16 protein-coding genes and 4 tRNA genes are annotated in these 22,542 nt (G+C 59.6%); 13 read left to right on the top strand and 7 right to left on the bottom strand.

All coding sequences use genetic code 11. The annotated features are described in order from the left end of the window. Positions 1-75 precede the first annotated feature (75 nt). The gene (folD, locus tag HX801_RS13900) at positions 76-930 is read right to left on the bottom strand and encodes a bifunctional methylenetetrahydrofolate dehydrogenase/methenyltetrahydrofolate cyclohydrolase FolD (RefSeq protein ID WP_003207853.1); all 855 of its coding nucleotides are present in this window, start codon (positions 928-930) and stop codon (positions 76-78) included. 230 nt (positions 931-1,160) lie between these two features. Between folD and HX801_RS13895 the strand changes: the two genes are divergently transcribed. The 10 genes from HX801_RS13895 (at position 1,161) to HX801_RS13850 (ending at position 10,552) form a co-directional block, all read left to right on the top strand. Continuing rightward, positions 1,161-1,237: transfer RNA gene (locus HX801_RS13895), tRNA-Arg, on the top strand. A gap of 32 nt (positions 1,238-1,269) precedes the next feature. Continuing rightward, positions 1,270-1,345, top strand: a tRNA-His gene (locus HX801_RS13890). Positions 1,346-1,401: 56 nt separating this feature from the next. Then, positions 1,402-1,486: transfer RNA gene (locus HX801_RS13885), tRNA-Leu, on the top strand. 82 nt (positions 1,487-1,568) lie between these two features. Then, positions 1,569-1,644 (top strand) — tRNA-His (locus HX801_RS13880). Positions 1,645-2,045: 401 nt separating this feature from the next. Beyond that, positions 2,046-3,356: a trigger factor gene (gene tig, locus HX801_RS13875; RefSeq protein WP_003207855.1), complete on the top strand. Its 1,311-nt coding sequence runs from the start codon at positions 2,046-2,048 to the stop codon at positions 3,354-3,356. Between the two features lie 92 nt (positions 3,357-3,448). Continuing rightward, the gene (clpP, locus tag HX801_RS13870) at positions 3,449-4,084 is read left to right on the top strand and encodes an ATP-dependent Clp endopeptidase proteolytic subunit ClpP (RefSeq protein WP_003174822.1); all 636 of its coding nucleotides are present in this window, start codon (positions 3,449-3,451) and stop codon (positions 4,082-4,084) included. A gap of 112 nt (positions 4,085-4,196) precedes the next feature. Further along, entirely contained in the window at positions 4,197-5,480 is a 1,284-nt protein-coding gene (gene clpX, locus HX801_RS13865) for an ATP-dependent Clp protease ATP-binding subunit ClpX (RefSeq protein ID WP_003207856.1), read from the top strand. A gap of 151 nt (positions 5,481-5,631) precedes the next feature. Continuing rightward, a complete protein-coding gene (lon, locus tag HX801_RS13860) occupies positions 5,632-8,028 on the top strand; it encodes an endopeptidase La (protein WP_003207858.1) in 2,397 nt (798 codons plus the stop codon). 146 nt (positions 8,029-8,174) lie between these two features. Next, positions 8,175-8,447 carry an HU family DNA-binding protein gene (locus HX801_RS13855; RefSeq protein ID WP_003174819.1) on the top strand — a complete coding sequence of 91 codons (273 nt, stop codon included), beginning with the start codon at positions 8,175-8,177 and terminating at the stop codon, positions 8,445-8,447. 230 nt (positions 8,448-8,677) lie between these two features. After that, entirely contained in the window at positions 8,678-10,552 is a 1,875-nt protein-coding gene (locus tag HX801_RS13850; protein ID WP_003207860.1) for a SurA N-terminal domain-containing protein, read from the top strand. An 89-nt stretch (positions 10,553-10,641) separates the two neighbouring features. Here HX801_RS13850 and nhaA read toward each other — a convergent pair whose 3' ends face one another. Together nhaA and HX801_RS13840 are read right to left on the bottom strand one after the other, a co-directional pair. Beyond that, entirely contained in the window at positions 10,642-11,976 is a 1,335-nt protein-coding gene (nhaA, locus tag HX801_RS13845) for a Na+/H+ antiporter NhaA (protein WP_177022255.1), read from the bottom strand. Between the two features lie 115 nt (positions 11,977-12,091). Further along, a complete protein-coding gene (locus tag HX801_RS13840) occupies positions 12,092-13,270 on the bottom strand; it encodes an MFS transporter (protein WP_177022254.1) in 1,179 nt (392 codons plus the stop codon). 127 nt (positions 13,271-13,397) lie between these two features. Here HX801_RS13840 and HX801_RS13835 point away from each other — a divergent pair, with 127 nt between their 5' ends. Together HX801_RS13835 and HX801_RS13830 are read left to right on the top strand one after the other, a co-directional pair. Continuing rightward, positions 13,398-14,297: a LysR family transcriptional regulator gene (locus HX801_RS13835; protein ID WP_003207864.1), complete on the top strand. Its 900-nt coding sequence runs from the start codon at positions 13,398-13,400 to the stop codon at positions 14,295-14,297. Between the two features lie 89 nt (positions 14,298-14,386). Next, a complete protein-coding gene (locus HX801_RS13830; RefSeq protein WP_003207865.1) occupies positions 14,387-15,226 on the top strand; it encodes a DUF2242 domain-containing protein in 840 nt (279 codons plus the stop codon). Here HX801_RS13830 and aceE read toward each other — a convergent pair whose 3' ends face one another. Continuing rightward, positions 15,227-17,896, bottom strand: a complete 2,670-nt coding sequence (aceE, locus tag HX801_RS13825) for a pyruvate dehydrogenase (acetyl-transferring), homodimeric type (protein WP_177022253.1) — start codon at positions 17,894-17,896, stop codon at positions 15,227-15,229. A gap of 145 nt (positions 17,897-18,041) precedes the next feature. On the opposite strand from aceE, the gene HX801_RS13820 reads away from it, so the two are divergent. Then, positions 18,042-18,512 carry a MarR family winged helix-turn-helix transcriptional regulator gene (locus HX801_RS13820; RefSeq protein ID WP_008431958.1) on the top strand — a complete coding sequence of 157 codons (471 nt, stop codon included), beginning with the start codon at positions 18,042-18,044 and terminating at the stop codon, positions 18,510-18,512. A 144-nt stretch (positions 18,513-18,656) separates the two neighbouring features. Here HX801_RS13820 and HX801_RS13815 read toward each other — a convergent pair whose 3' ends face one another. The 3 genes from HX801_RS13815 to HX801_RS13805 form a co-directional block, all read right to left on the bottom strand. Beyond that, the gene (locus tag HX801_RS13815) at positions 18,657-19,676 is read right to left on the bottom strand and encodes a pyruvate dehydrogenase (RefSeq protein WP_177022252.1); all 1,020 of its coding nucleotides are present in this window, start codon (positions 19,674-19,676) and stop codon (positions 18,657-18,659) included. A 300-nt stretch (positions 19,677-19,976) separates the two neighbouring features. Then, positions 19,977-21,011 carry an AraC family transcriptional regulator gene (locus HX801_RS13810; protein ID WP_177022251.1) on the bottom strand — a complete coding sequence of 345 codons (1,035 nt, stop codon included), beginning with the start codon at positions 21,009-21,011 and terminating at the stop codon, positions 19,977-19,979. Between the two features lie 4 nt (positions 21,012-21,015). Continuing rightward, a complete protein-coding gene (locus tag HX801_RS13805; protein ID WP_003207875.1) occupies positions 21,016-22,146 on the bottom strand; it encodes a carbon-nitrogen hydrolase family protein in 1,131 nt (376 codons plus the stop codon). Between the last annotated feature and the right edge of the window lie 396 nt (positions 22,147-22,542).

Here is a 22,542-nt window from a genome sequence, read left to right as displayed (position 1 = left end):
CAAAGAAAAAACTACTTTTTTTCGGCCAATAAAAAGCCCTGCGATAAGGCAGGGCTCTTTCAGAACGGCTGGTTATTAGACGTGCAGGGTTTCGGCGGCGTACAGGGTGTTTTCCAGCAGGCAGGCACGGGTCATCGGGCCGACACCACCGGGTACCGGGGTGATCCAGCCGGCACGGGGCAGGGCGGTTTCGTACACCACGTCGCCCACGAGCTTGCCATCGTCCTGGCGGTTGATGCCCACGTCGATGACGATGGCGCCTTCCTTGATCCACTCACCCTTGACCAGGCCCGGCTTGCCGGCGGCGACGACCACCAGGTCGGCGCGGCCAACGTGGCCGGCCAGGTCCTTGGTGAAGCGATGAGTCACGGTCACTGTGCAGCCGGCCAGCAGCAGTTCCATGGCCATCGGGCGACCGACGATGTTCGAGGCGCCGACGACGACGGCATCCAGGCCATACAGATCGACGCCGGTGCTTTCCAGCAGGGTCATGATGCCCTTCGGGGTGCACGGGCGCAGCAGCGGGATACGCTGGGCCAGGCGGCCGACGTTATAAGGGTGGAAACCGTCGACGTCCTTGTCCGGGCGGATGCGTTCGAGCAATTTCGACGCGTCCAGATGCTCGGGCAATGGCAGTTGCAGCAGGATGCCGTCGATGGCCGGATCGTCGTTGAGGCTGTCGATCAGGTCGGTGAGGGCCTGTTGGGTGGTGTCTTCAGCCAAGTCGTAGGCTTTGGAAATAAAGCCGACCTCTTCACAGTCTTTACGCTTGTGCGAGACATAAACCTGAGAGGCAGGATCGCTGCCGACCAGGATCACCGCGAGGCCCGGCGTGCGCAGGCCTTGTTGGCTGCGCTCGGCGACTCGTTTGGCGATCTGCTGGCGCAGGCTGGCGGCGATTGATTTGCCGTCGATAAGTTGTGCAGTCATTACGCGTGATTAACCATCGAGAGGGGGAAGAAAAGTGTGCGCATTCTCGCATGCCATGGCGTGAGGGCAAAGGCGCTTGGTCTGCAAATTCCCCTAACCCCTTAAATAAAATGAATTTTTTATAAAAAGGATTTGACGGGTTTCGGGTCCATCTATACTATTCGTCGCACTTGTCGGGCACAGCCTAGCACTGGTTAGTTTGTAATCCTCCAAGAGTACAGATTAATAAGGCGCCCGTAGCTCAGCTGGATAGAGCATCCGCCTTCTAAGCGGATGGTCGCAGGTTCGAGTCCTGCCGGGTGCGCCATTAGGCAGCTTTGGCACAAGTAGCGCAATATGGTGGGCGTAGCTCAGTTGGTAGAGCACGGGATTGTGACTCCCGTTGTCGAGGGTTCGATCCCCTTCGTCCACCCCATATTTAAAAAGGCGCCAGATTAATAGTCTGGCGCCTTTGCTTTAAAAGCTTCAAGCGCGGATGTGGTGGAATTGGTAGACACACTGGATTTAGGTTCCAGCGCCGCAAGGTGTAAGAGTTCGAGTCTCTTCATCCGCACCAAATAAAGTTTCGTGAAGGCCTGCGGGTCGGCGCGAAGCTCAACAAATAGCCTTTTTGACGGGCTTTTTGGTCACGCAATATGGTGGGCGTAGCTCAGTTGGTAGAGCACGGGATTGTGACTCCCGTTGTCGAGGGTTCGATCCCCTTCGTCCACCCCATATTTCGAAAGGCGCCAGATTAATAGTCTGGCGCCTTTTTTGTTTCAGCGGTTTGAGTTTCAACGCAGTCGCAGGTGTTGGGCTGCAGGGCAGGGCGTTTCGTCGTATTTATGTTTCGCGATGATGCCGCACTGCCTGCCGGCCTTGTCCGCAGGGTCGGTTGTCAGGGAGATGATTGGCAACCGCTTCTATATATAGAAGGGTTGGCGCAGAGCCCTGGCATGATGGGATGTATTTGCCACCGGGGCGAGCTGCACTCGTGCATTCGCACCTATAAATTGCCTGCTGTTTTTTTACCCGTTTTCAGTAGGGTGACTTCTTGAGTTTGACCCACTAGAATGCATGCCCTTGATTCTGGGGTCGGAAACGGCCAGCTAACGTCTGTGCAACGAGGAATATCCATGCAAGTTTCTGTTGAAAATACTTCTGCTCTTGAGCGCCGCATGAGCATCACCGTGCCGGCCGAGCGCATCGAGACCCAGGTCAACAAGCGTCTGCAGCAGACTGCCCAAAAGGCCAAGATCGCTGGTTTCCGTCCAGGCAAAGTGCCAATGAGCGAAATCAAGCGCCGCTTCGGTGCTGATGCACGTCAGGAAGCTGTAGGTGACGTGATCCAGGCTTCCTTCTACGAAGCCGTTGTCGAGCAAAAGCTGAACCCGGCTGGCTCGCCTTCCATCGAGCCCAAGTCCCTGGAAGCAGGCAAGGATCTGGAATACGTTGCAATCTTCGAAGTGTTCCCTGAGTTCGAAGTTGCCGGTTTCGATTCGATCGCCATCGAGCGCCTGAGCGCTGATGTTGCTGACTCCGACCTGGACAACATGCTGGAAATCCTGCGCAAGCAGAACACCCGTTTTGAAGTGGCCGATCGTGCTGCCCAGAACGAAGACCAGCTGAACATCGATTTCGTAGGCAAGGTTGACGGCGAAGCATTCGCTGGCGGCTCCGCCAAGGGTACTCAGCTGGTGCTGGGTTCCAACCGCATGATTCCTGGTTTCGAAGACGGACTGGTTGGCGCCAAAGCCGGCGAAGAGCGCGTTCTGAACCTGACTTTCCCGGCTGACTATCAGAACCTGGACTTGGCTGGCAAAACCGCCGAGTTCACCGTGACCGTCAACACCGTTTCCGAGCCCAAGCTGCCAGAACTGAACGAAGAGTTCTTCAACCAGTTCGGCATCAAGGAAACCGGTATCGAAGGTTTCCGCACCGAAGTTCGCAAGAACATGGAGCGTGAACTGCGCCAGGCCATCAAATCCAAGGTCAAGAACCAGGTGATGGACGGTCTGCTGGCTGCCAACCCGATCGAAGTGCCGAAGGCCCTGCTGTCCAACGAAGTTGATCGTCTGCGCGTGCAGGCTGTTCAGCAGTTCGGCGGCAACATCAAGCCTGACCAACTGCCGGCCGAACTGTTCGAAGAACAGGCCAAGCGCCGCGTTGTACTGGGTCTGATCGTGGCTGAAGTGGTCAAGCAATTCGACCTCAAGCCTGACGAAACCCGCGTTCGCGAAATGATCCAGGAAATGGCTTCGGCCTACCAGGAGCCTGAGGCTGTTGTGTCCTGGTACTACAAGAACGACCAGCAGCTGAACGAAGTGCGTTCGGTTGTGCTGGAAGAGCAAGTTGTGGATACTGTTCTGCAGAAGGCTAAGGTGACCGATAAAGCGGTCTCTTACGAAGAAGCAGTCAAGCCGGCTGAAGCAGCACAAGCCGACTGATCGCTCAACTCGTTTGAAAATACACCCATAAGCCAGCCTCGCGCTGGCTTATGCGTATTCAAGACATGACTATTTGGGAGTAACTGCAGAGCATGTTCCGTAATTCGTATATTCAGCAGAACTCTGATATCCAGGCCGCTGGCGGCCTGGTCCCGATGGTTGTCGAGCAATCTGCTCGTGGCGAACGCGCCTATGACATCTACTCGCGCCTGCTCAAGGAGCGAGTGATCTTTCTGGTTGGTCCGGTAGAGGACTACATGGCCAACCTGATCTGTGCGCAGCTGCTGTTCCTTGAAGCGGAAAATCCGGACAAGGACATCCATCTCTACATCAACTCCCCGGGCGGTTCGGTGACAGCGGGCATGTCGATCTACGACACCATGCAGTTCATCAAGCCGAACGTATCGACCACCTGTATCGGTCAGGCGTGCAGCATGGGTGCTTTCCTGCTGACCGCTGGTGCTGAGGGCAAGCGTTACTGCCTGCCGAACTCACGCGTGATGATTCACCAGCCACTGGGCGGTTTCCAGGGCCAGGCATCGGACATCGAAATCCATGCCAAGGAAATCCTCTTCATTCGTGAGCGTCTCAACACGCTGATGGCCAAGCATAGCGGGCATACCCTGGAAGAGATCGAGCGCGACACCAACCGTGACAATTTCATGAGCGCCGAAGCGGCTCGTGAATACGGGTTGATCGACGCAGTGATCGAAAAGCGCCCCGCTTAATATAAGCAGCTCAAAATAGGGCTGGTCGGCAGGTCCGACCACCAGTGGACTTGAAAAAGCCCTCAATAGCCTTCATCTTGTGTTGCAAGCCTATCGGATTTGGATCGAACGAATGACTGACACCCGCAACGGCGAGGACAACGGCAAGCTGCTCTATTGCTCCTTCTGTGGCAAAAGCCAGCATGAAGTACGCAAGTTGATTGCCGGCCCCTCGGTCTTTATCTGCGACGAGTGCGTCGACCTGTGCAATGACATCATCCGTGAGGAGGTGCAGGAAGCCCAGGCCGAAAGCAGCGCGCATAAATTGCCTTCGCCTAAAGAAATCAGCGGCATCCTTGATCAGTATGTGATTGGTCAAGAGCGTGCAAAGAAGGTTCTGGCCGTAGCGGTGTACAACCACTACAAGCGTCTGAACCAGCGTGACAAGAAAAGCGACGACGTCGAGCTCGGCAAAAGCAACATCTTGCTGATCGGCCCTACAGGCTCGGGTAAAACCCTGCTTGCAGAGACCCTGGCTCGCCTGCTGAACGTTCCCTTCACCATCGCCGACGCAACCACTCTTACCGAGGCCGGTTACGTAGGTGAAGACGTCGAGAACATCATTCAGAAGCTGCTGCAGAAATGCGACTACGACGTGGAGAAGGCCCAGATGGGCATTGTCTACATCGATGAAATCGACAAGATTTCGCGCAAATCCGACAACCCGTCGATCACCCGGGACGTTTCCGGTGAAGGCGTGCAGCAAGCGCTGTTGAAACTGATCGAAGGCACGGTTGCTTCCGTACCGCCACAAGGCGGCCGCAAGCACCCGCAGCAGGAATTCCTTCAGGTTGATACGCGCAACATCCTGTTCATCTGTGGCGGTGCGTTCTCCGGCCTGGAAAAGGTTATTCAAAACCGTTCCACCCGTGGCGGCATTGGCTTCAGTGCAGAAGTACGCAGCAAGGAAGAAGGCAAGAAAGTCGGTGAATCCCTGCGTGAAGTCGAGCCTGACGATTTGGTCAAGTTCGGTCTGATCCCTGAATTCGTTGGTCGTCTGCCGGTCCTGGCGACGCTGGACGAGCTGGATGAGGCTGCGTTGATGCAGATCCTCACCGAGCCGAAAAACGCCCTGACCAAGCAATACGCCAAGCTGTTCGAGATGGAAGGTGTGGACCTCGAGTTCCGTGCTGACGCGCTCAAATCGGTGGCCAAGCGGGCACTGGAGCGCAAGACCGGCGCCCGTGGTTTGCGCTCGATCCTCGAAGGCGTACTGCTCGACACCATGTACGAAATCCCCTCGCAGTCCGAGGTGAGTAAAGTGGTGATCGACGAAAGCGTTATAGAAGGCAAGTCCAAGCCACTGTATATCTACGAAAACAGTGAGCCGGCTGCCAAGGCTGCGCCAGACGCGTAAGCGTTGCACTGCCGAGCTGTACAAAATAAAGGGGCCTTAAGGGGCCCCTTTGTTTTTACTGCGTTTAACTGATGCCATTACGCTTGTTTTTTTTGCAGGCAGCCCCCATCTTGGTTTCAAGCTTACTTTCATCTGTCATAGAGGCGAAATCATGAAGACAACCATCGAATTGCCTCTCCTGCCGTTGCGTGATGTCGTCGTCTATCCGCACATGGTTATCCCGCTGTTCGTGGGGCGCGAGAAGTCTATCGAAGCCCTCGAGGCCGCGATGACGGGCGACAAGCAGATCCTGCTGCTGGCCCAGAGAAATCCTGCTGACGATGATCCGGGCGAAGATGCCCTGTATCGCGTTGGTACCGTTGCAACTGTCCTGCAACTGCTCAAGCTGCCTGATGGCACCGTCAAGGTGCTGGTGGAAGGCGAGCAGCGCGGTGCGGTCGAGCGCTTCATGGAAGTGGACGGCCACCTGCGTGCCGAAGTGGCGCTGATCGACGAAGTCGACGCCCCTGAGCGCGAATCCGAAGTGTTCGTTCGCAGCCTGCTGTCCCAGTTCGAGCAATACGTGCAACTGGGCAAGAAAGTCCCCGCAGAAGTCCTCTCTTCCCTCAACAGCATTGATGAGCCAAGCCGCCTAGTCGACACCATGGCCGCGCACATGGCGCTGAAAATCGAGCAGAAGCAGGACATTCTCGAGATCATCGATTTGTCGGCCCGGGTCGAACACGTCCTGGCGCTGCTGGATGCCGAAATCGACCTGCTGCAGGTTGAGAAGCGCATTCGCGGCCGTGTCAAAAAGCAAATGGAGCGCAGCCAGCGCGAGTACTACCTGAATGAGCAGATGAAGGCCATTCAGAAAGAGCTGGGCGACAGCGAGGAAGGCCACAACGAAATCGAGGAGCTGAAAAAGCGCATCGATGCCGCCGGCCTGCCGAAAGACGCGTTGACCAAGGCCACTGCCGAGCTGAACAAGCTCAAGCAAATGTCGCCGATGTCGGCCGAAGCCACCGTGGTTCGTTCGTATATCGACTGGCTGGTGCAGGTGCCGTGGAAGGCCCAGACCAAGGTGCGCCTGGACCTGGCCCGCGCCGAAGATATTCTCGACGCCGATCACTACGGCCTCGAAGAAGTCAAGGAACGCATTCTCGAATACCTCGCCGTGCAAAAGCGCGTGAAGAAGATTCGTGGCCCGGTGTTGTGCCTGGTCGGTCCTCCTGGTGTGGGTAAAACCTCGCTGGCGGAGTCGATTGCCCACGCCACCAACCGCAAATTCGTGCGCATGGCCCTGGGCGGTGTGCGTGATGAAGCGGAAATCCGTGGTCATCGCCGGACTTACATCGGTTCGATGCCAGGAAGATTGATTCAAAAGATGACAAAGGTGGGTGTGCGCAACCCGCTGTTCCTGCTCGATGAAATCGACAAGATGGGCAGCGACATGCGTGGCGACCCGGCGTCTGCTTTGCTGGAAGTGCTCGACCCCGAGCAGAACCACAATTTCAACGACCATTACCTGGAAGTCGACTACGACCTGTCCGACGTAATGTTCCTGTGCACCTCCAACTCGATGAATATTCCGCCAGCCTTGCTGGACCGGATGGAGGTGATTCGTCTGCCGGGTTACACCGAAGACGAGAAGATCAACATCGCCGTCAAATACCTCTCGCCCAAGCAGATTGCGGCCAACGGCCTGAAAAAAGGCGAGATCGAATTTGATGCCGACGCGATCCGCGACATCATTCGTTTCTACACCCGCGAGGCCGGTGTACGGGGCCTTGAGCGTCAACTGGCGAAGATCTGCCGCAAGGCCGTGAAGGAACATGCGCTGGAAAAACGCTTCTCGGTGAAGGTCACCGCTGACCTGCTGGAACACTTCCTGGGCGTGCGCAAATTCCGCTACGGCCTGGCTGAGCAGCAGGACCAGGTAGGCCAGGTCACTGGCCTGGCGTGGACCCAGGTGGGCGGCGAATTGCTGACCATCGAGGCCGCCGTGATCCCGGGCAAAGGGCAACTGATCAAGACCGGTTCCCTGGGTGACGTGATGGTTGAATCCATCACCGCCGCGCAGACCGTGGTGCGCAGCCGCGCCAAGAGCCTGGGGATCCCCCTGGACTTCCACGAGAAGCACGACACCCACATCCACATGCCGGAAGGGGCAACGCCGAAAGACGGTCCTAGCGCAGGCGTAGGCATGTGCACGGCACTGGTATCAGCCCTGACCGGCATTCCGGTGCGCGCCGATGTCGCCATGACCGGGGAAATCACCCTGCGTGGCCAGGTACTGGCCATTGGTGGCCTCAAAGAGAAATTGCTGGCTGCACACCGCGGTGGTATCAAGACTGTGATCATTCCTGAAGAGAATGTCCGCGACTTGAAGGAGATTCCTGACAACATCAAGCAGGATCTGCAGATTAAACCGGTTAAATGGATTGACGAGGTCCTGCAAATTGCGCTGCAATACGCGCCGGAGCCCTTGCCGGATGTGGCTCCTGAGATAGTTGCAAAGGATGAAAAACGCGAGACTGACTCTAAGGAAAGAATTAGCACGCATTAATACGTTTAAGCCTGGGGGCTTCCTTGACAGCTTTTTAGAGCCCTTGTTATAAAGCGGCTCTTAAGTGTCTGTAGGCCATTCAGCACTGGTTTTTGCTTTCACCAAAAAACTTAGAATCATACTCAATAGATATAAGGGGACTTAGAGTGAACAAGTCGGAACTGATTGATGCTATCGCTGCATCTGCTGATATCCCGAAAGCCGCTGCTGGCCGTGCGCTGGACGCAGTAATCGAATCCGTCACTGGCGCTCTCAAGGCCGGCGACTCTGTGGTACTGGTTGGTTTCGGTACTTTCTCTGTGACCGATCGTCCAGCTCGCACTGGCCGTAACCCACAGACTGGCAAGGCTCTGCAAATCGCCGCTGCCAAAAAACCAGGTTTCAAAGCCGGTAAAGCCCTGAAAGAAGCCGTTAACTAAGCTTCGCTCAAGCCTTACCCATCCGGGTCGGACGCAGGTCTGACCTGGCAGCGGAGCGGCAGCTGACCCGAGTATCCATCGGGTCGCCACGCCGGGGGTGTGGGTTCAAGCCCCCGTCCGCTCCGCCAGTTACGAGAAGGCGCATCCTCGGATGCGCCTTTCTTCTATCCGGACTCTACCCACGCTCCACGGTTGCCTAATTTTGAAGTTCAACCGTTTCTGGGGGACGCATGCTGCAGAATATCAGGGACAATTCACAAGGCTGGATTGCCAAGACCATTATCGGGATCATCGTCGCATTGATGGCGTTCACCGGTATCGAGGCTATTTTTCAGGCTTCGACCAACAACAAGCAGGACGTGGCCAAGGTCAACGGTGAAGAAATCACCCAAAGCGAACTGGGCCAGGCCGTCGACATGCAACGTCGCCAGCTGATGCAACAGCTGGGCAAGGACTTCGATGCTTCCTTGCTGGACGAAAAGCTGCTGCGCGACGCCGCCCTCAAGGGCCTGATCGATCGCAAGCTGCTGCTGCAAGGCGCGGCCGATTCGAAATTCGCTTTCTCCGAAGCTGCGCTGGATCAAGTGATCCTGCAGACGCCGGAATTCCAGGTGGATGGCCAGTTCAACGCTGAGCGTTTCGACCAGGTGATCCGTCAGCTGGGCTACAGCCGTATGCAATTCCGTCAGATGCTGAGCCAGGAAATGCTGATCGGCCAGGTTCGTGCTGGTATTGCCGGCAGCGGTTTTGTGACTGATGCCGAAGTGCTCGCGTTCGCCCGTCTGGAAAAACAGACCCGCGATTTCGCCACCGTCAGCGTCAAGGCCGACCCTGCAGCAGTGAAGATCACTGACGACGAGGTCAAGGCTTACTACGACCAGCACGCCAAGGAGTTCATGACCCCGGACCAGGTGGTCATCGACTATCTGGAGCTGAAGAAGGCTTCCTTCTTCGACCAGGTCGCGGTCAAGGACGATGAGCTGCAAGCCCTCTATCAGAAAGAAACCGCCAACCTCGCTGAACAGCGTCGCGCGGCGCACATTCTGATTGAAGTCAACGACAAGACCACCGACGAGCAGGCCAAGGCCAAGATCGAAGAGATCCAGGCACGCCTGGCCAAGGGCGAGAAATTCGAAGCCCTGGCCAAGGAGTTCTCCCAGGATCCGGGTTCTGCGAACAACGGCGGTGACCTCGGTTTCGCTGGCCCTGGCGTCTACGACCCTGCCTTCGAAACAGCGCTGTATGCACTGAACAAGGACCAGGTCTCGGCACCGGTGCGTTCCAGCTTCGGCTGGCACCTGATCAAGCTGTTGGGCGTTGAAGCACCTGAAGTGCCATCGTTCGCCAGCCTGAAAGACAAGCTGACCCGCGAGCTCAAGACCCAACAGGTTGAACAGCGTTTCGTCGATGCGACCAAGCAACTGGAAGACGCTGCATTCGAAGCTTCCGACCTGGCCCAGCCGGCGTCGGACCTGAAGCTGACCGTGCACACCTCCGCGCCGTTTGGCCGTGAAGGTGGCGAAGGCATCGCTGCCAACCGTGCCGTGGTGACCGCTGCATTCAGCCCTGAAGTACTGGATGAGGGTGCCAACAGCACCGCCATCGAGCTGGACCCGGAAACCATCGTGGTACTGCGTGCCAAAGAGCACCTGAAGCCTACCCAGCTGCCGCTGGAAAGCGTTGCCACTGCCATCCGTGCCCAGTTGACCAAGGAGCGCGCGAGCGCTGCGGCGAAGACTCACGCGGACGAGCTGATTGCCAACCTGCGTGATGGCAAGACACCGCTGAACCAGCCGGTGGATGGCCAGGCCTGGAAAGTCACCGAAGCGGCCACCCGTGGCCAGGAAGGCGTCGAGCCAGCTGTGCTGCAAGCCCTGTTCCGCATGCCAAAGCCTGCGGCCAAGGACAAGCCGACCTTCACCAGCGTGACCCTGCCAGACGGTAGCCTGGTGATCGTGCGCTTGAACGCGGTCAATGAAGCCGCTGCACCGACCGATGACGAGAAGGCTCAGTACCGCCGCTTCCTCGCGTCCCGTGTCGGCCAGCAAGACTTCGCCGCCTATCGCAAGCAGTTGGAAACCAAGGCTGAGATCAAGAAGTTCTGATCTCGTAACAGCCTGAATAAAAAGACCCCGGCCTGAAGAGGCCGGGGTCTTTTTTTATCCACTAATCAGCTGACTCAACCAGTCTTGATTCAACGCGCAAACTTGAGCTTGCCCCAACTCAGGCCAATCACAGCCGCCAGGGTCGAAGCGCTCAGCACACCCAGCTTGGCAGCCGACAGTAGCGTCGGATCGGAGAAGGCCAGTGACGAGATGAAGATCGACATGGTGAAACCAATTCCCGCCAGCAGGCCCACCAGGGCGACGCCGTTCCAGGTCACGCCCTCCGGCAGTTGGCAGATGTTCAGTTTGACCAGCACCACGCTCGCCAGCATCACACCGAGCGGCTTGCCGAGCACCAGGGCCAGGATGACCCCCATGAACACGCCGTGGGGCAGTGGATCGTCCAGGTTGAACCCTTGCAGGCTCACTCCGGCGTTGGCCAGGGCAAACAGTGGCATGACGCCAAAGGCCACCCAGGGGTGCAAGCCCGCTTGAATACGTTGCACCGGCGGCAGCATTTCCCGCTGGGCCTGTCTCAATTGCTTCAACGGTTTGGCGACTTGATGGGCACTTTCAGCCGATTGTGAAAGCCGCTCCATCAGCTCGTTGAACGTGCGCCCGATGGTGTCCAGAGGGCGTTCCCGAGTCGGTCTGGAAGTCACGGGCGTTATCAGGCCAAGCATTACGCCCGCGAGCGTCGGATGGACGCCGGTCTTGAGCAGGCCAAACCAGACAATCGCCCCTGGCAACAGGTACACCACCGCCTTGCCAATTCCCATCCGCTGAAAAACCAGCACCAGCGCCAGCCCGCAGGCCGCGATCACCAGGCCCATGTAGTCCAGGCTGGCGGTATAGAAAATCGCGATGATCAGGATGGCGACGATGTCATCAATGATCGCCAAAGCCAGCAACAGGATGCGCACGCCAGCCGGAATCGATTTGCCCAGCAGCGCCAGCACACCCACGGCAAATGCGATGTCGGTGGCAGTGGGCACTGCCCAGCCACTGGCCGCTACGGTGCCATGGTTGAGCAGGGTGTAAATCAGTGCCGGCATCAGCACGCCACCCAGCGCAGCGCCGAGGGGCAGGGTGGCCAGTTTCAGGTTGGCGAGTGCGCCGTCCCTGATCTCCTGGCGAATCTCGGCGCCCACCACCAGGAAGAAGATGGTCATCAGCCCATCGTTCACCAGGAAGTGCAACGAGCGCGAGACCGTGAAGTCTCCCAGTCCGATAGTGAGTGGGGTGTTCCAGAAGTGTTCGTAGGAATCTGCGACGGGGCTGTTGGCCCAGACCAGCGCGACGATCGCTGCCAGCAGCAACACGATACCGCTGACTGCTTCGATCCTTGAAAACCGCTCCAATGCGGACAGGGCGCCTTCGACCAGAACCTGGGGGCGCGGAATAGCAGGGTGTTTATCAGGCACGACAAGTCTCCATTGGCGGCCCGACCAATGCTTATCCTTTAACCTGCGCTGTGCCGTATGCAGCAGCGCACCCGGTGCGATCATAAGAGTTAAGAAACATCACGTCACGTTTCGTTTAAACATCGGTTAAACGCAGCGTCGCGATCAGCGCCAGTACGACCAACGCGGCGACCGCCCATGGAAACGATGTCACTCCCCACCCCTGCAACAACATGCCGCCGAGTAGTCCGCCACCGGCGATGCCCAGGTTCCACACCGTCACCAGCATCGACTGCGCGGCATCGGCTGAATCCCCGGCCGACTTGGCGAGCGCCGTTTGCAGCAATGCCGGCAAACCGCCAAACGCCAGCCCCCATAAGGCCACCGTGGTGTAGATCACCGTCGCCGAGGTGATCCAGAACGCCAGCGCCAGGGCCGACAGCGCGAACATTGCGCAGCTGATCACCAATAACGCGCGCAGCCGCTGATCAATCAGCGCGCCGACGATCCAGATACCCAGCAGCGCCGCCAGGCCAAACACCAGCAGCACCTGGTCGATGTCCGCTGCAATCCCGGCAGGTACCAGGAACGGCGCGATATAGGTGTAGAGAATGTTATGAGCCAGCACGTAGGTGAAAGTCACAAACAGCACCGGACGAATCCCTGGCAGTGCCAGCACCTGGCGCAGCCCCAGGCGTTTTTCCGCCTGTTGCCCGGCAAAGTCCGGGACCTGCCAGCGCACCCAGGCCAGCAGCACAACCGTCAGGCCGGACATGATCGCGAAGCTCAGGCGCCAGCCCACCGTGGTGCCCAGGAAAGTCCCGGCCGGTACACCCAGTGACAGCGCCAATGGCGCGCCGAGCATGGCCACGGCAATGGCCCTGCCTTGCAGGTGCGGCGCAACCATGCGGCTGGCATAACCGGCCAGCAGCGCCCAGAGCAATCCCGCGAACACCCCGGCGAAGAACCTGGCCACCAGGGTCAGCAGGTAATCGCTGGAAAACGCCGTCACACTGTTGACCAAGGCAAACCCGCCGATGGCAATCATCAGCAATGGCCGCCGGCGCCAGCCCCGGGTGGCGATGGTCAGGGGAATCGCGGCCAACAGCGAGCCCAGGGCGTACAGGGTCACCAACTGGCCCACCAACGCTTCGGACACCCCGAGGCCGGCGCCCATTTGCGGGAGCAAGCCCGCCGGCATGGCTTCGGTGAGGATGGTGATGAAGCCGGCGGTAGCCAATGCCAACAGACCGCCCAGAGGCAGTCGTTCACGGCTCACCGCGCGGGTCGTGGAAGATAGGGCGCTGTCGCTCATGTTTTTTGGCTCCGGTTTTCAGACGAAAGGGCAGGGAGCCAGAGTAGGGTGCTGCACGGTGGAGAAAAACAGGCTAAGGTTCCGAACTTATCGGACGCCAATGTCCGCAATCCTCGGGAGCGAGACGATGGACAGCCTGGGCAGTATTTCAGTGTTTGTGCAGGTGGCCGAAACCCGCAGCTTTACCGAGGCCGGGCGCATGCTGGGGGTGTCGTCCTCGGCGATTGGCAAAAGCATCGCGCGCATCGAAGAGCGCCTGGGGGTGCGGCTGTTCCATCGCAGCACCCGCAGTATCACGTTGACCAGCGAGGGCGCGCTGTTTCTCGAACGCTCCCGGCGCATCCTGGCGGAAGTCGAAGCCGCAGAACAGGAACTTAGCCAGGCATCCGCCACCCCCAGAGGCAAGTTGCGCGTCAGCCTGCCGCAAGTGCGCGGCTTGTTGATGCCGGTACTGACGGATTTCATGCGCGCCTATCCCGAGATCGAGCTGGACGTGGACTTCTCCGACCGCATGGTGGATGTGATCGAGGAGGGTTTCGACGCGGTGATCCGCACCGGCAAACCCGAGGACTCACGCTTGATGGCGCGCCACCTCGGGTATTACCGCCTGGTGCTGGTGGCGTCCCCGGAGTACCTGCGCCTGCACGGTACGCCGCGCCAGCCCCGGGATTTGAGCGACCACGCCTGCCTGCGCCACAAATTCTGCGCCACCGGCAAACTGGAAACCTGGCCACTGCGCCCGGAGCCGGGCCTGCCGGAGCCGACCCTGCGTGCGCCGCTGGTCTCCACCACCATCGAATCACTGATGCACGTGGCCCATGAAGGCCTGGGGATTGCCTGCCTGCCAGACTTCATGGTCCGCGAATCGGTGGAGCAGGGCCGGCTGCAACGGGTGCTGGACTATTACCTGGAGCACAGCGGCAGCTTCTGGATGCTCTGGCCATCAAGTCGCCATGCCTCGGCGAAATTGCGCGTGTTTATCGACCATATGGGCGAGCGGCTTTTTCCTGCGGACACCGTCCCGTAAGGCTGTGACGTTTTACCGACAGGAATTCGCGCGCCGAGGCCACGTTCTGTTGCACAATACCGCCCTGACTGTTTTCCTCAGGATTTTCGATGTCGACATCATTTCACTTGCGTAGCCTCGGGTTGGCGCTGGTGCTGGCGGGCGCTGCGGGCTGCTCGTCACCCAAGACCGCTATTTATGAACATGAGAACTTCGACGACTCCGGCACGTTTTCCCGTGATTACCCGGTCAGTGACACGGCGGCCTGCGAAGCGGCGCGGCGTGCGCTGTTGAGCCAGGGTTACATCATCACCAGCAGCGATCCAAAGCTGGTGGCGGGTAACAAGAGCTTCCAGCAGACCGGCGAAACTCACCTGCAGATCAGCTTCAACGTGGTGTGTGCCGACGATGGCAGCGGCAATCATCACTCGACGATGTTCGCCAACGCCTTGCAGGATCGCTACGCCTTGAAGAAGGTCAACAACTCCGCCAGCCTCGGTGTGGGTGTGTTGGGTTCGGTGTCGATGCCGATTGGCTCCACCGACGACTCCATGGTCAAGGTGGCCAGCGAGACGGTGTCTGCGCCGAAGTTTTATGAGCGTTATTTCGCCCTGGTGGACGTTTTCCTGCCCCAGGAAGTGAAAAAGGCAGCGCATATTCCAGAGAAGCCCAAGGCTGACCTGGGCATCCCGGAACCTAAGGCAGCTCCGGCGGCCGATAAGGCCGATAAGGTTGAAGCGCCGAAAGAAGTGCCAAAAGAAGCGCCGGCCACACCGGCAGCCCCAGTGACGCCGGCGGTAGTGCCAGCGGCATCGGAGCCGGTGGTACCACCGGCGGAACCTGCGCCGATTGCACCAAAGGAAGCCCCGGCACCTGCGCCAGAGGCCACCACTCCTGCGCTGCCGGCGCCGACCGAAGCGATTCCGCCTCTGCCGACGCCTGCGCAGTAACTACACCGCTACGGGGTTGGCCTTGTCGACGTTGATCCCGTAGCGGCTGATCGCCTCCGCCACCCTGGCGCGGCTGATCAGGCCGTCATCCGCCAGCGCCTTCAAGGCCGCCAGGGCAATGAAATACCGGTCCACCTCGAAGAACTGGCGCAAGGTTTCGCGGGTATCCGATTGCCCGAAGCCATCGGTGCCCAGCGCCACAAAGCGCCGGCCCGGTACAAACGGGCGAATCTGATCGGCAAAGATTTTCATGTAGTCGGTGGCGACCACCACGGGCCCGGGCTGGCCCTCAAGGCACTGCTCGACATAGCTGGTACGCGGTTCGCTTTCAGGATGCAGCAGGTTCCAGCGCTCCACGGCATGGCCTTCCCGGCGCAGCTCGGTCAGGCTGGTGACACTCCACACATCGCTGGCCACGGCAAAATCATCGCGCAGCAGGTCCGCGGCGGCGATGACTTCCCGCAGGATCGAACCGCTGCCCATCAGCTGTACCCGTGGTTGCGTGGTGTCTTCAGCCGCCTTCAACCGATACATGCCCTTGAGAATCCCGTCCTCGCCGCCTTCGGGCATCGCCGGGTGCGGGTAGTTTTCGTTGAGCAGGGTGATGTAGTAGTAGATGTCCTCTTGCTCGACGTACATCCGGCGCATGCCTTCGCGAATGATCACCGCCAGCTCGAAGGCAAACGTCGGGTCGTAGGAAATGCAGCACGGGATCACCGACGACAGCACATGGCTGTGGCCATCGTCATGCTGCAGGCCTTCGCCCATCAGTGTGGTGCGCCCGGCGGTCGCCCCCAGCAGGAAGCCCCGCGCCCGCGCATCGCCCGCGGCCCAGGCCAGGTCGCCGACCCGCTGGAAGCCGAACATCGAATAGAAAATGTAGAACGGTACGGTCATCAACCCGTGGTTGGCGTAGGACGTACTCGCTGCGATCCATGAGGAAATGGCGCCGGATTCATTCAGGCCTTCCTGCATGATCTGTCCGTCCTTGCTCTCCTTGTAGTAGGAAAGCTGGCCCGCATCCTGTGGGGTGTAGAGCTGGCCGACAGCGGAGTGAATGCCGATCTGGCGGAACAGGCTTTCCATGCCAAAGGTGCGGGACTCGTCCGGCACGATGGGCACGATCAGTTTGCCCAGGTTCGGGTCCTTGAGCAGGGTGCCGAGGATGCGCACAAAGGCCATGGTGGTGGAGATCGCGCGTTCGCCGGTGTCCTTGAGCTGGGTGGCGAAGGCATCCAGTTCCGGGATCTTCAGCGACTCGACCGCGCTATGGCGAGCCGGCACGTAGCCACCCAGTGACTGGCGGCGGGCGGCGAAATAGCGGGCCTCTTCGCTGTCGGCGGCCGGTTTGAGATACGGGATTTCAGCCAGTTGGTCGTCGGCCACTTCCAGCCCGAAGCGATCGCGGAAGGCTTTGACGGCTTCAGCGCCCATCTTTTTCAGCTGGTGGTTGATGTTCTGGCCTTCGCCGGCCTCGCCCATGCCGAAGCCCTTGACGGTTTTCGCCAGGATCACCGTCGGCTGGCCGCTGTGACGCACGGCGGCGGCATAGGCGTTGTAGACCTTGTCCGGGTCATGGCCGCCCCGTGAGAGTTTCCAGATATCGTCGTCGGACATATCTGCCACCAGCGCTAGCAACTCCGGGTATTTGCCGAAGAAGTGTTCCCGCACGTAGGCGCCGTTTTGTGATTTGTAGTTTTGATAGTCGCCGTCCACGCACTCCATCATGCGCTGGCGCAGCAAGCCGCTTTTATCCTTTTCCAGCAGCGCATCCCAGCCGCCGCCCCAGATTACCTTGATCACGTTCCAGCCGGCGGCGCGGTACAGGCTTTCGAACTCCTGGATCACCTTGGCATTGCCGCGCACCGGTCCATCCAGGCGTTGCAGGTTGCAGTTGACCACGAAGATCAGGTTGTCGAGCTTCTCGCGCCCGGCCAGGGAAATGGCCGCCAGGGATTCCGGCTGATCCATCTCGCCATCACCGAGGAACGCCCACACCTTGCGGCCCTGGTGCTGCTTGAGGTCGCGGAACTCCAGGTAGCGCATGAAGCGCGCCTGATACGCGGCGGTAATCGGTCCGAGGCCCATGGAAACCGTAGGAAACTGCCAGAAGTCCGGCATCAGGCGAGGGTGCGGATAGGATGACAAACCGTCGCCACCGGCTTCGCGGCGGAAGTTGTCCAGCTGCGCTTCGCTGATCCGGCCTTCGAGGTACGCCCGCCCGTAAATGCCCGGCGCGGAGTGGCCCTGGATGTACACCAGGTCGCCATCGAAGCTTTCAGTTCGGCCACGGAAGAAATGGTCGAAGCCTACGTCATACAGCACCGCAGCCGATGCATAGGTTGCGATATGCCCGCCCACGCCGGAATGTTTCCCCGCGCGCAGCACCATGGCCATGGCGTTCCAGCGGATAAACGCATTCAGCCGGCGCTCGGTGGCCAGGTTGCCGGGGTAGGGCAGCTGGCGGTCTACCGGGATGGTGTTGACGTACGGGGTGGTCACCCGCCCGTAGAAGTCGCCATGCCGCGCCACATCGAAATCCAGCAACTGATCAATCAGGTAATGCGCGCGCGGGCGGCCTTCGGTGGACAGCACCGATTCGATGGACTCCAGCCATTCGCGGGTTTCCTGTGGATCGTCGTCGAGGCGTACTGCAGTGTTCGGGGTCATGTCAGGCTCCAGGGTGGACGGGTTTCAGCGTGTGGGCTCCTTGTGGGAGCTTTGCGAATGTAGTTGCAATTGCAACTACATGACTGAATCTAGCGCGGGATGAGCTACTATTGCAACCTTCTTGAAATTCCCCGGATGGTGTTGCATGTCGTCGAAAGAGCCTGATGTCTGGTTCCGTTTTGTTCGGGCCCACAGGACGGTCATCCGTGAAATCGAGCGGCGCCTGGCCGATGCCGGTCTGCCGCCGTATGCCTGGTACGACGCTTTGTGGGGCCTGGAAAGTGGCCCCGATGGCACCCGGCGCATGCACGAATTGGCCGATGTGCTGGCCATCGAACGCTACAACCTGACGCGCCTGGTCGACCGCCTGGAAAAGGACGGCCTGGTGGTGCGTTCGCGCTCCGACGGTGACGGGCGTGCTGCCTTTGTCTCGATCACCGACGCGGGCCGGGTATTGCGTAAAAAGATGTGGAAAATCTACGAAAGCAGCGTGGATGAATTGTTTTTGTCGCAGCTCGACAGCGAGCAACGCCGGGGTTTTGCCGAGGCATTGGAGCGTACCGCGGGGCTGGCGATGGAGGCGGGCGTGCAGACCCGCGGGCGACGTAAGACCTGAAGCAAAGACTCCAGGCGACGCGGATTCCGTGTGGGAGCGGGCTTGCTCGCGAAAGCGGTGTGTCAGCAACAGTAATATCAACAGGTACACCGTCTTCGCGAGCAAGCCCGCTCCCACATTTGATCTGCGATGGATTGCAGATCGTCATTTCAGGTGATATCGATTCAGGGCGTTCTCCACCTGTTCTGCTTCGATCCAGCCGTCATCCGCCAACGCCTTCAATGCCAGCACCGCTACCCAATATCGACTGGGTGCTGACGTTTCCACGGAGCCCGCACCCAATGCTACAAAACGCGCATCCACATGCCCCGCCAATTGATCGACGATAGGCTGCGGATACCCGGTGACTGCGACCACCGGCGCGCCATCCCCAGCCAGGCAATCCCTTAGATGACAACTGCGCTTCGGTGCCAACGGGTGCAGGCGATTCCAGCGTTGCGCTGCATCTGCTTCGCGGGCCAGCCGTGTATAGCTGGGGCAACTCCACAGTTGCGCCTCGACGTTCCAATCCGTCTCGAGCAACTGCGCGGCGTGCACGACTTCTTCAAACGCTCGACCCGCACCCAGCAACCGCACCCTCAATTCACTGGCGTATGAGCGTCGGACCCGGTACATGCCCCTGAGCGCATGGTCACTATCCTGCGGGCTCAGCCCTGGCCCTTCGTGTTGATCGTGCAGTGCCAGGTAGTAGAACCCTGGCTCGCCGTCGACATACAGCGCCTGCAAACCCGCCAGCACAATCGCCCGGGCTTCCTCGCCGGAGGCCGGGTCATAAGGTGTGCAGTGAGGATTGCTGGCCAGCCATAAGGGCAGTGAAGGGGAGGGCTGGGTTGCATTGTCGTTGCACAGGATGCCCCGCTGACGGGTCTCGCCGGACAGCGCGCGCAACTGCGCCGATGACGCGGCCGTGTGCAGGTACAGCATGGGTTTTTCCCCGGTATTGCGCGCGAACCAGGTGGGCCAGCTCACCACTCGGCGTGAGCGCGACTGGCCGCGAATCACCCACGCCTGCCGGCTGGACTCCAGGGTGTTGGCCATGGTCATCACGCTATACAGGGGCGAGCAGCGGGGCTGCTGCGTTGCATTCAGGGCGTCGATGCAGATCAGGGCAGAGCGTTCGGTGCTGGCAGTCATGAGCAGGGTCGCTTGGCAACGGGTGCCCATACCCTAAAGGAATTCGGCTTACGATTGCAATTGCAATGATTGCAGTTGCATCTAAAATTCATCCGGCTAAATCAAGGCAATCCTGCTACGTTTAATCCTGAAGTGCAGGAACGTCATGCCACGGACATTTTTTCGTCATGACGGCACTTTAGGCTGGTTGTGCAGGTCACTAAGCAACCCCTTTTCATAAAACAAGGAGTCAACCATGGACGATTACCAGGAAGAATTGCTCGAGTACCACGCCTTTGAACTGGATCCGCTGGATCCGGCCGATGATGCCACCGAGCTGTAAGACAGACGTCAGGCGGAATGCCGCTGACTGCGGCGAAATTCCCCTGGGGTCTGGCTGTTCCAGCGCTTGAACGCCCGTTGAAAGGCTTCCGCTGAAGCAAAACCGAGCAGATAGGCAATTTCACCGAACGCCAGTTCGGTATCGCGAATGTAGGTCATGGCCAGGTCGCGGCGAGTGTCATTGAGAATCGCCCGGAACTGAGTCCCTTCTTCCGCCAGCTTGCGCCGCAAGGTCCAGGTCGGCAGTTTCAAGCGTGACGCCACTTCTTCCAGGTCGGGTTCCCGGCCACCATTGAGCATCGGCCCGAGCAAGCGGGTAATGCGCTCGCGCAGGCTGCGGGTGCGCGTCAACTGCTCCAGTTCCCGTTCACACAATTGCACCAGTAATTGCCAGGTACTCGGGCAATGTTCCGGGTTGCGCATGGCCAGGGTTTTCTGGCTCAGGCGCAGTTGGTTGTGCTCGGCGCCAAACTGGATCGGGCAGTCCCCCAGCACGCTGTAGCGCTCGCTGTAGTCCGGTGCTTCGAATTCGATTTCGATGCGTTGCGCCTGCACCGGTTGCAGGCTCAGGCTCGACAACTGATGCAGCCACCCGGCGATGATCGAATCCACCACAAAGCGGTTGTAGGCGTTGTAGGGGCTGATGGAATAGAAGCGCAACCAGGCGCCATCCGTGTCCTCGTGAAAGCTCGACTGGCCGCGATAGTTGGAGCCGTACAAGGCTTCGAAGCGCGTCAGGGTACGGGCGGCTTCGCGCACGGTGGGCGCCTGGGCGGCGGTGACCCCGGCGAGCCCGGCCTGGCTCAGGCGGCTGAGCTGGCCCATGCGCAGGCCCAGGCTGGCGTCGCCGGTCAACTGGATGGCCGCAAAGCCCAGGCGCATATAGCGCGGGATCGACAAGCGTGCACCCGCCTCGGCCAGGCGTGCCGGGTCAAGGCCGTATTGCAGCAGCAACGGTTGCGGGTCCAGGCCATGGCTGTGGATCGCATCGGCCAAGGTGTGGACGAAGCCCACCGACAAATCCCCAAGCCGCACCGGCTTCATTGAGTTACAGCCACACGTTCAGCAGGCGCGCGCCACGGGCATTGCCGTCGGCGAACACCTGGCCGTTGCTGCTGAGGAAGCTTTGCCCGGCGCTGCCCATGTCAAAGAACTGCCCGCGCAGGAACACGCTCATGCCGGCGGTGGCCTGGCTGATGGGTTGCTGGCTGATCAGGGTCAGGCGGTGCCAGGCTTCGCCTTCGCTGAGCTCTTCGGGCTTGAGGCTGATCTCGGCTGGCGTCGATACGCTTTTGAAGCCGCGCCACGGCTTGTCCCAGGTCTCGCGGCCAATCACGAAGGCCGGCACCGCCACCAACTGGGCGCCTTGCTCGTTGAGCTTGCGGTAGTTGTCCGGGTACCAGCTGTCGCTGCCGATCAGGATGCCCAGGCGCCCGGCCGGGGTATCGACCACGCTGACGCTGTTTTCATCGCCCGGCTCAATAAAGCCGCGCTCGTCAAAAATCGGATACAGCTGGCGTTGCGGCTGGCCCAGCGGCAAGCCATCGCGGTCGAAGACCACACTGGTGTTGTACAGCGCGCCATGACCGATCTGCAGCTGGCCCTGGCTGACGCTCGGGTTGGGCAGGGCAATGGAGCCGGCCACCAGGGTCACGCCGAATTCCTTGGCCAGGCCACCGAACAGCACTTGATAGTCGCGGGCCATGGCCGGGGCCTTCATACGCAGGTAGGCGTCGTCGATGCGGTCGTCACCCTTGGCGCTGATCAAGGCCCGCAGGAACAGCAGTGGGTTGCTCGCCGACAACCAGTTCATCGCTTCCTTGAGGTTGGTGGCCTGGTACAGCTCGTTCTTTTCGCCGCTGACCATCAGCCAGGTGCCGATATGTTCCGGCAGTACCACGATGGTCTTGTCGTTGATCAGGCCCTGGTCACGGGCGTTTTGCAGATAGGCCGCCAGCTTGAGGTGCAGGCGTTCCAGGCTCTGGTAGTCGGCGGGGAACAGTTCCGGCTGGATGCCCAGCAGGTTGCCGCGGTCGGCGGGCACGCCTTGGTCGACGGCCAGGTTGATCCGCAGGTCGGACAGGTAATGGCCCACGGGGCGCTCCTGGGTCCAGACCAGATAGGCGGAAACGGCGGCGACCAGGGCCATGATGAGGGTGAAGCCAAGAAGTTTACGCATGGGGCAAATGACAACGGACCGTGTGCTGGGTTTGCATTTTCTCTCAAATTTCTGGGCTGGGTACGAAAAACCGTGGTTTGGCACGAAAATCTCAAAAGCCTTGAGTGCGTGTTTTCGCCGCGGGCCGGATCTTTCCAGGGTCGACAGTAACGGGTTGTGACCACAGGTGCACGCGTGCTGGTCAATGCCGTGGGATGTTACTCGTGCGCGCACCAGCTTCTGGCAGATTGTTACTTTGTGCCTCAATACCGTGCGCAAGTTCCTCGCCAAGGTTGATTCGCGCGATGGGTTCGCGGAGGGCTGGCCGCGCAACTCAGGTGTTTCAGCGCCTTACAGGCCTCTCTGTTCAACGACGCGTCGAGTTGGCAACAACCTTGCATATGCTTGTATGTACAA

Origin of the sequence: Pseudomonas sp. G1002 (genome assembly GCF_013385455.1) — a bacterium.
Lineage (GTDB): Bacteria > Pseudomonadota > Gammaproteobacteria > Pseudomonadales > Pseudomonadaceae > Aquipseudomonas.
The sequence above is the reverse complement of the archived record's forward strand: the minus strand, read 5'-3'. Positions and strand labels throughout refer to the sequence as shown.

Excerpts from the sequence above, each read along its gene's own strand:
- folD (WP_003207853.1), bottom strand. The coding sequence starts at position 930 with ATGACTGCACAACTTATCGACGGCAAATCAATCGCCGCCAGCCTGCGC.
- tig (WP_003207855.1), top strand. The coding sequence starts at position 2,046 with ATGCAAGTTTCTGTTGAAAATACTTCTGCTCTTGAGCGCCGCATGAGC.
- clpP (WP_003174822.1), top strand. The coding sequence starts at position 3,449 with ATGTTCCGTAATTCGTATATTCAGCAGAACTCTGATATCCAGGCCGCT.
- clpX (WP_003207856.1), top strand. The coding sequence starts at position 4,197 with ATGACTGACACCCGCAACGGCGAGGACAACGGCAAGCTGCTCTATTGC.
- lon (WP_003207858.1), top strand. The coding sequence starts at position 5,632 with ATGAAGACAACCATCGAATTGCCTCTCCTGCCGTTGCGTGATGTCGTC.
- HX801_RS13850 (WP_003207860.1), top strand. The coding sequence starts at position 8,678 with ATGCTGCAGAATATCAGGGACAATTCACAAGGCTGGATTGCCAAGACC.
- HX801_RS13840 (WP_177022254.1), bottom strand. The coding sequence starts at position 13,270 with ATGAGCGACAGCGCCCTATCTTCCACGACCCGCGCGGTGAGCCGTGAA.
- HX801_RS13835 (WP_003207864.1), top strand. The coding sequence starts at position 13,398 with ATGGACAGCCTGGGCAGTATTTCAGTGTTTGTGCAGGTGGCCGAAACC.
- HX801_RS13830 (WP_003207865.1), top strand. The coding sequence starts at position 14,387 with ATGTCGACATCATTTCACTTGCGTAGCCTCGGGTTGGCGCTGGTGCTG.
- aceE (WP_177022253.1), bottom strand. The coding sequence starts at position 17,896 with ATGACCCCGAACACTGCAGTACGCCTCGACGACGATCCACAGGAAACC.
- HX801_RS13820 (WP_008431958.1), top strand. The coding sequence starts at position 18,042 with ATGTCGTCGAAAGAGCCTGATGTCTGGTTCCGTTTTGTTCGGGCCCAC.
- HX801_RS13815 (WP_177022252.1), bottom strand. The coding sequence starts at position 19,676 with ATGGGCACCCGTTGCCAAGCGACCCTGCTCATGACTGCCAGCACCGAA.
- HX801_RS13810 (WP_177022251.1), bottom strand. The coding sequence starts at position 21,011 with ATGAAGCCGGTGCGGCTTGGGGATTTGTCGGTGGGCTTCGTCCACACC.
- HX801_RS13805 (WP_003207875.1), bottom strand. The coding sequence starts at position 22,146 with ATGCGTAAACTTCTTGGCTTCACCCTCATCATGGCCCTGGTCGCCGCC.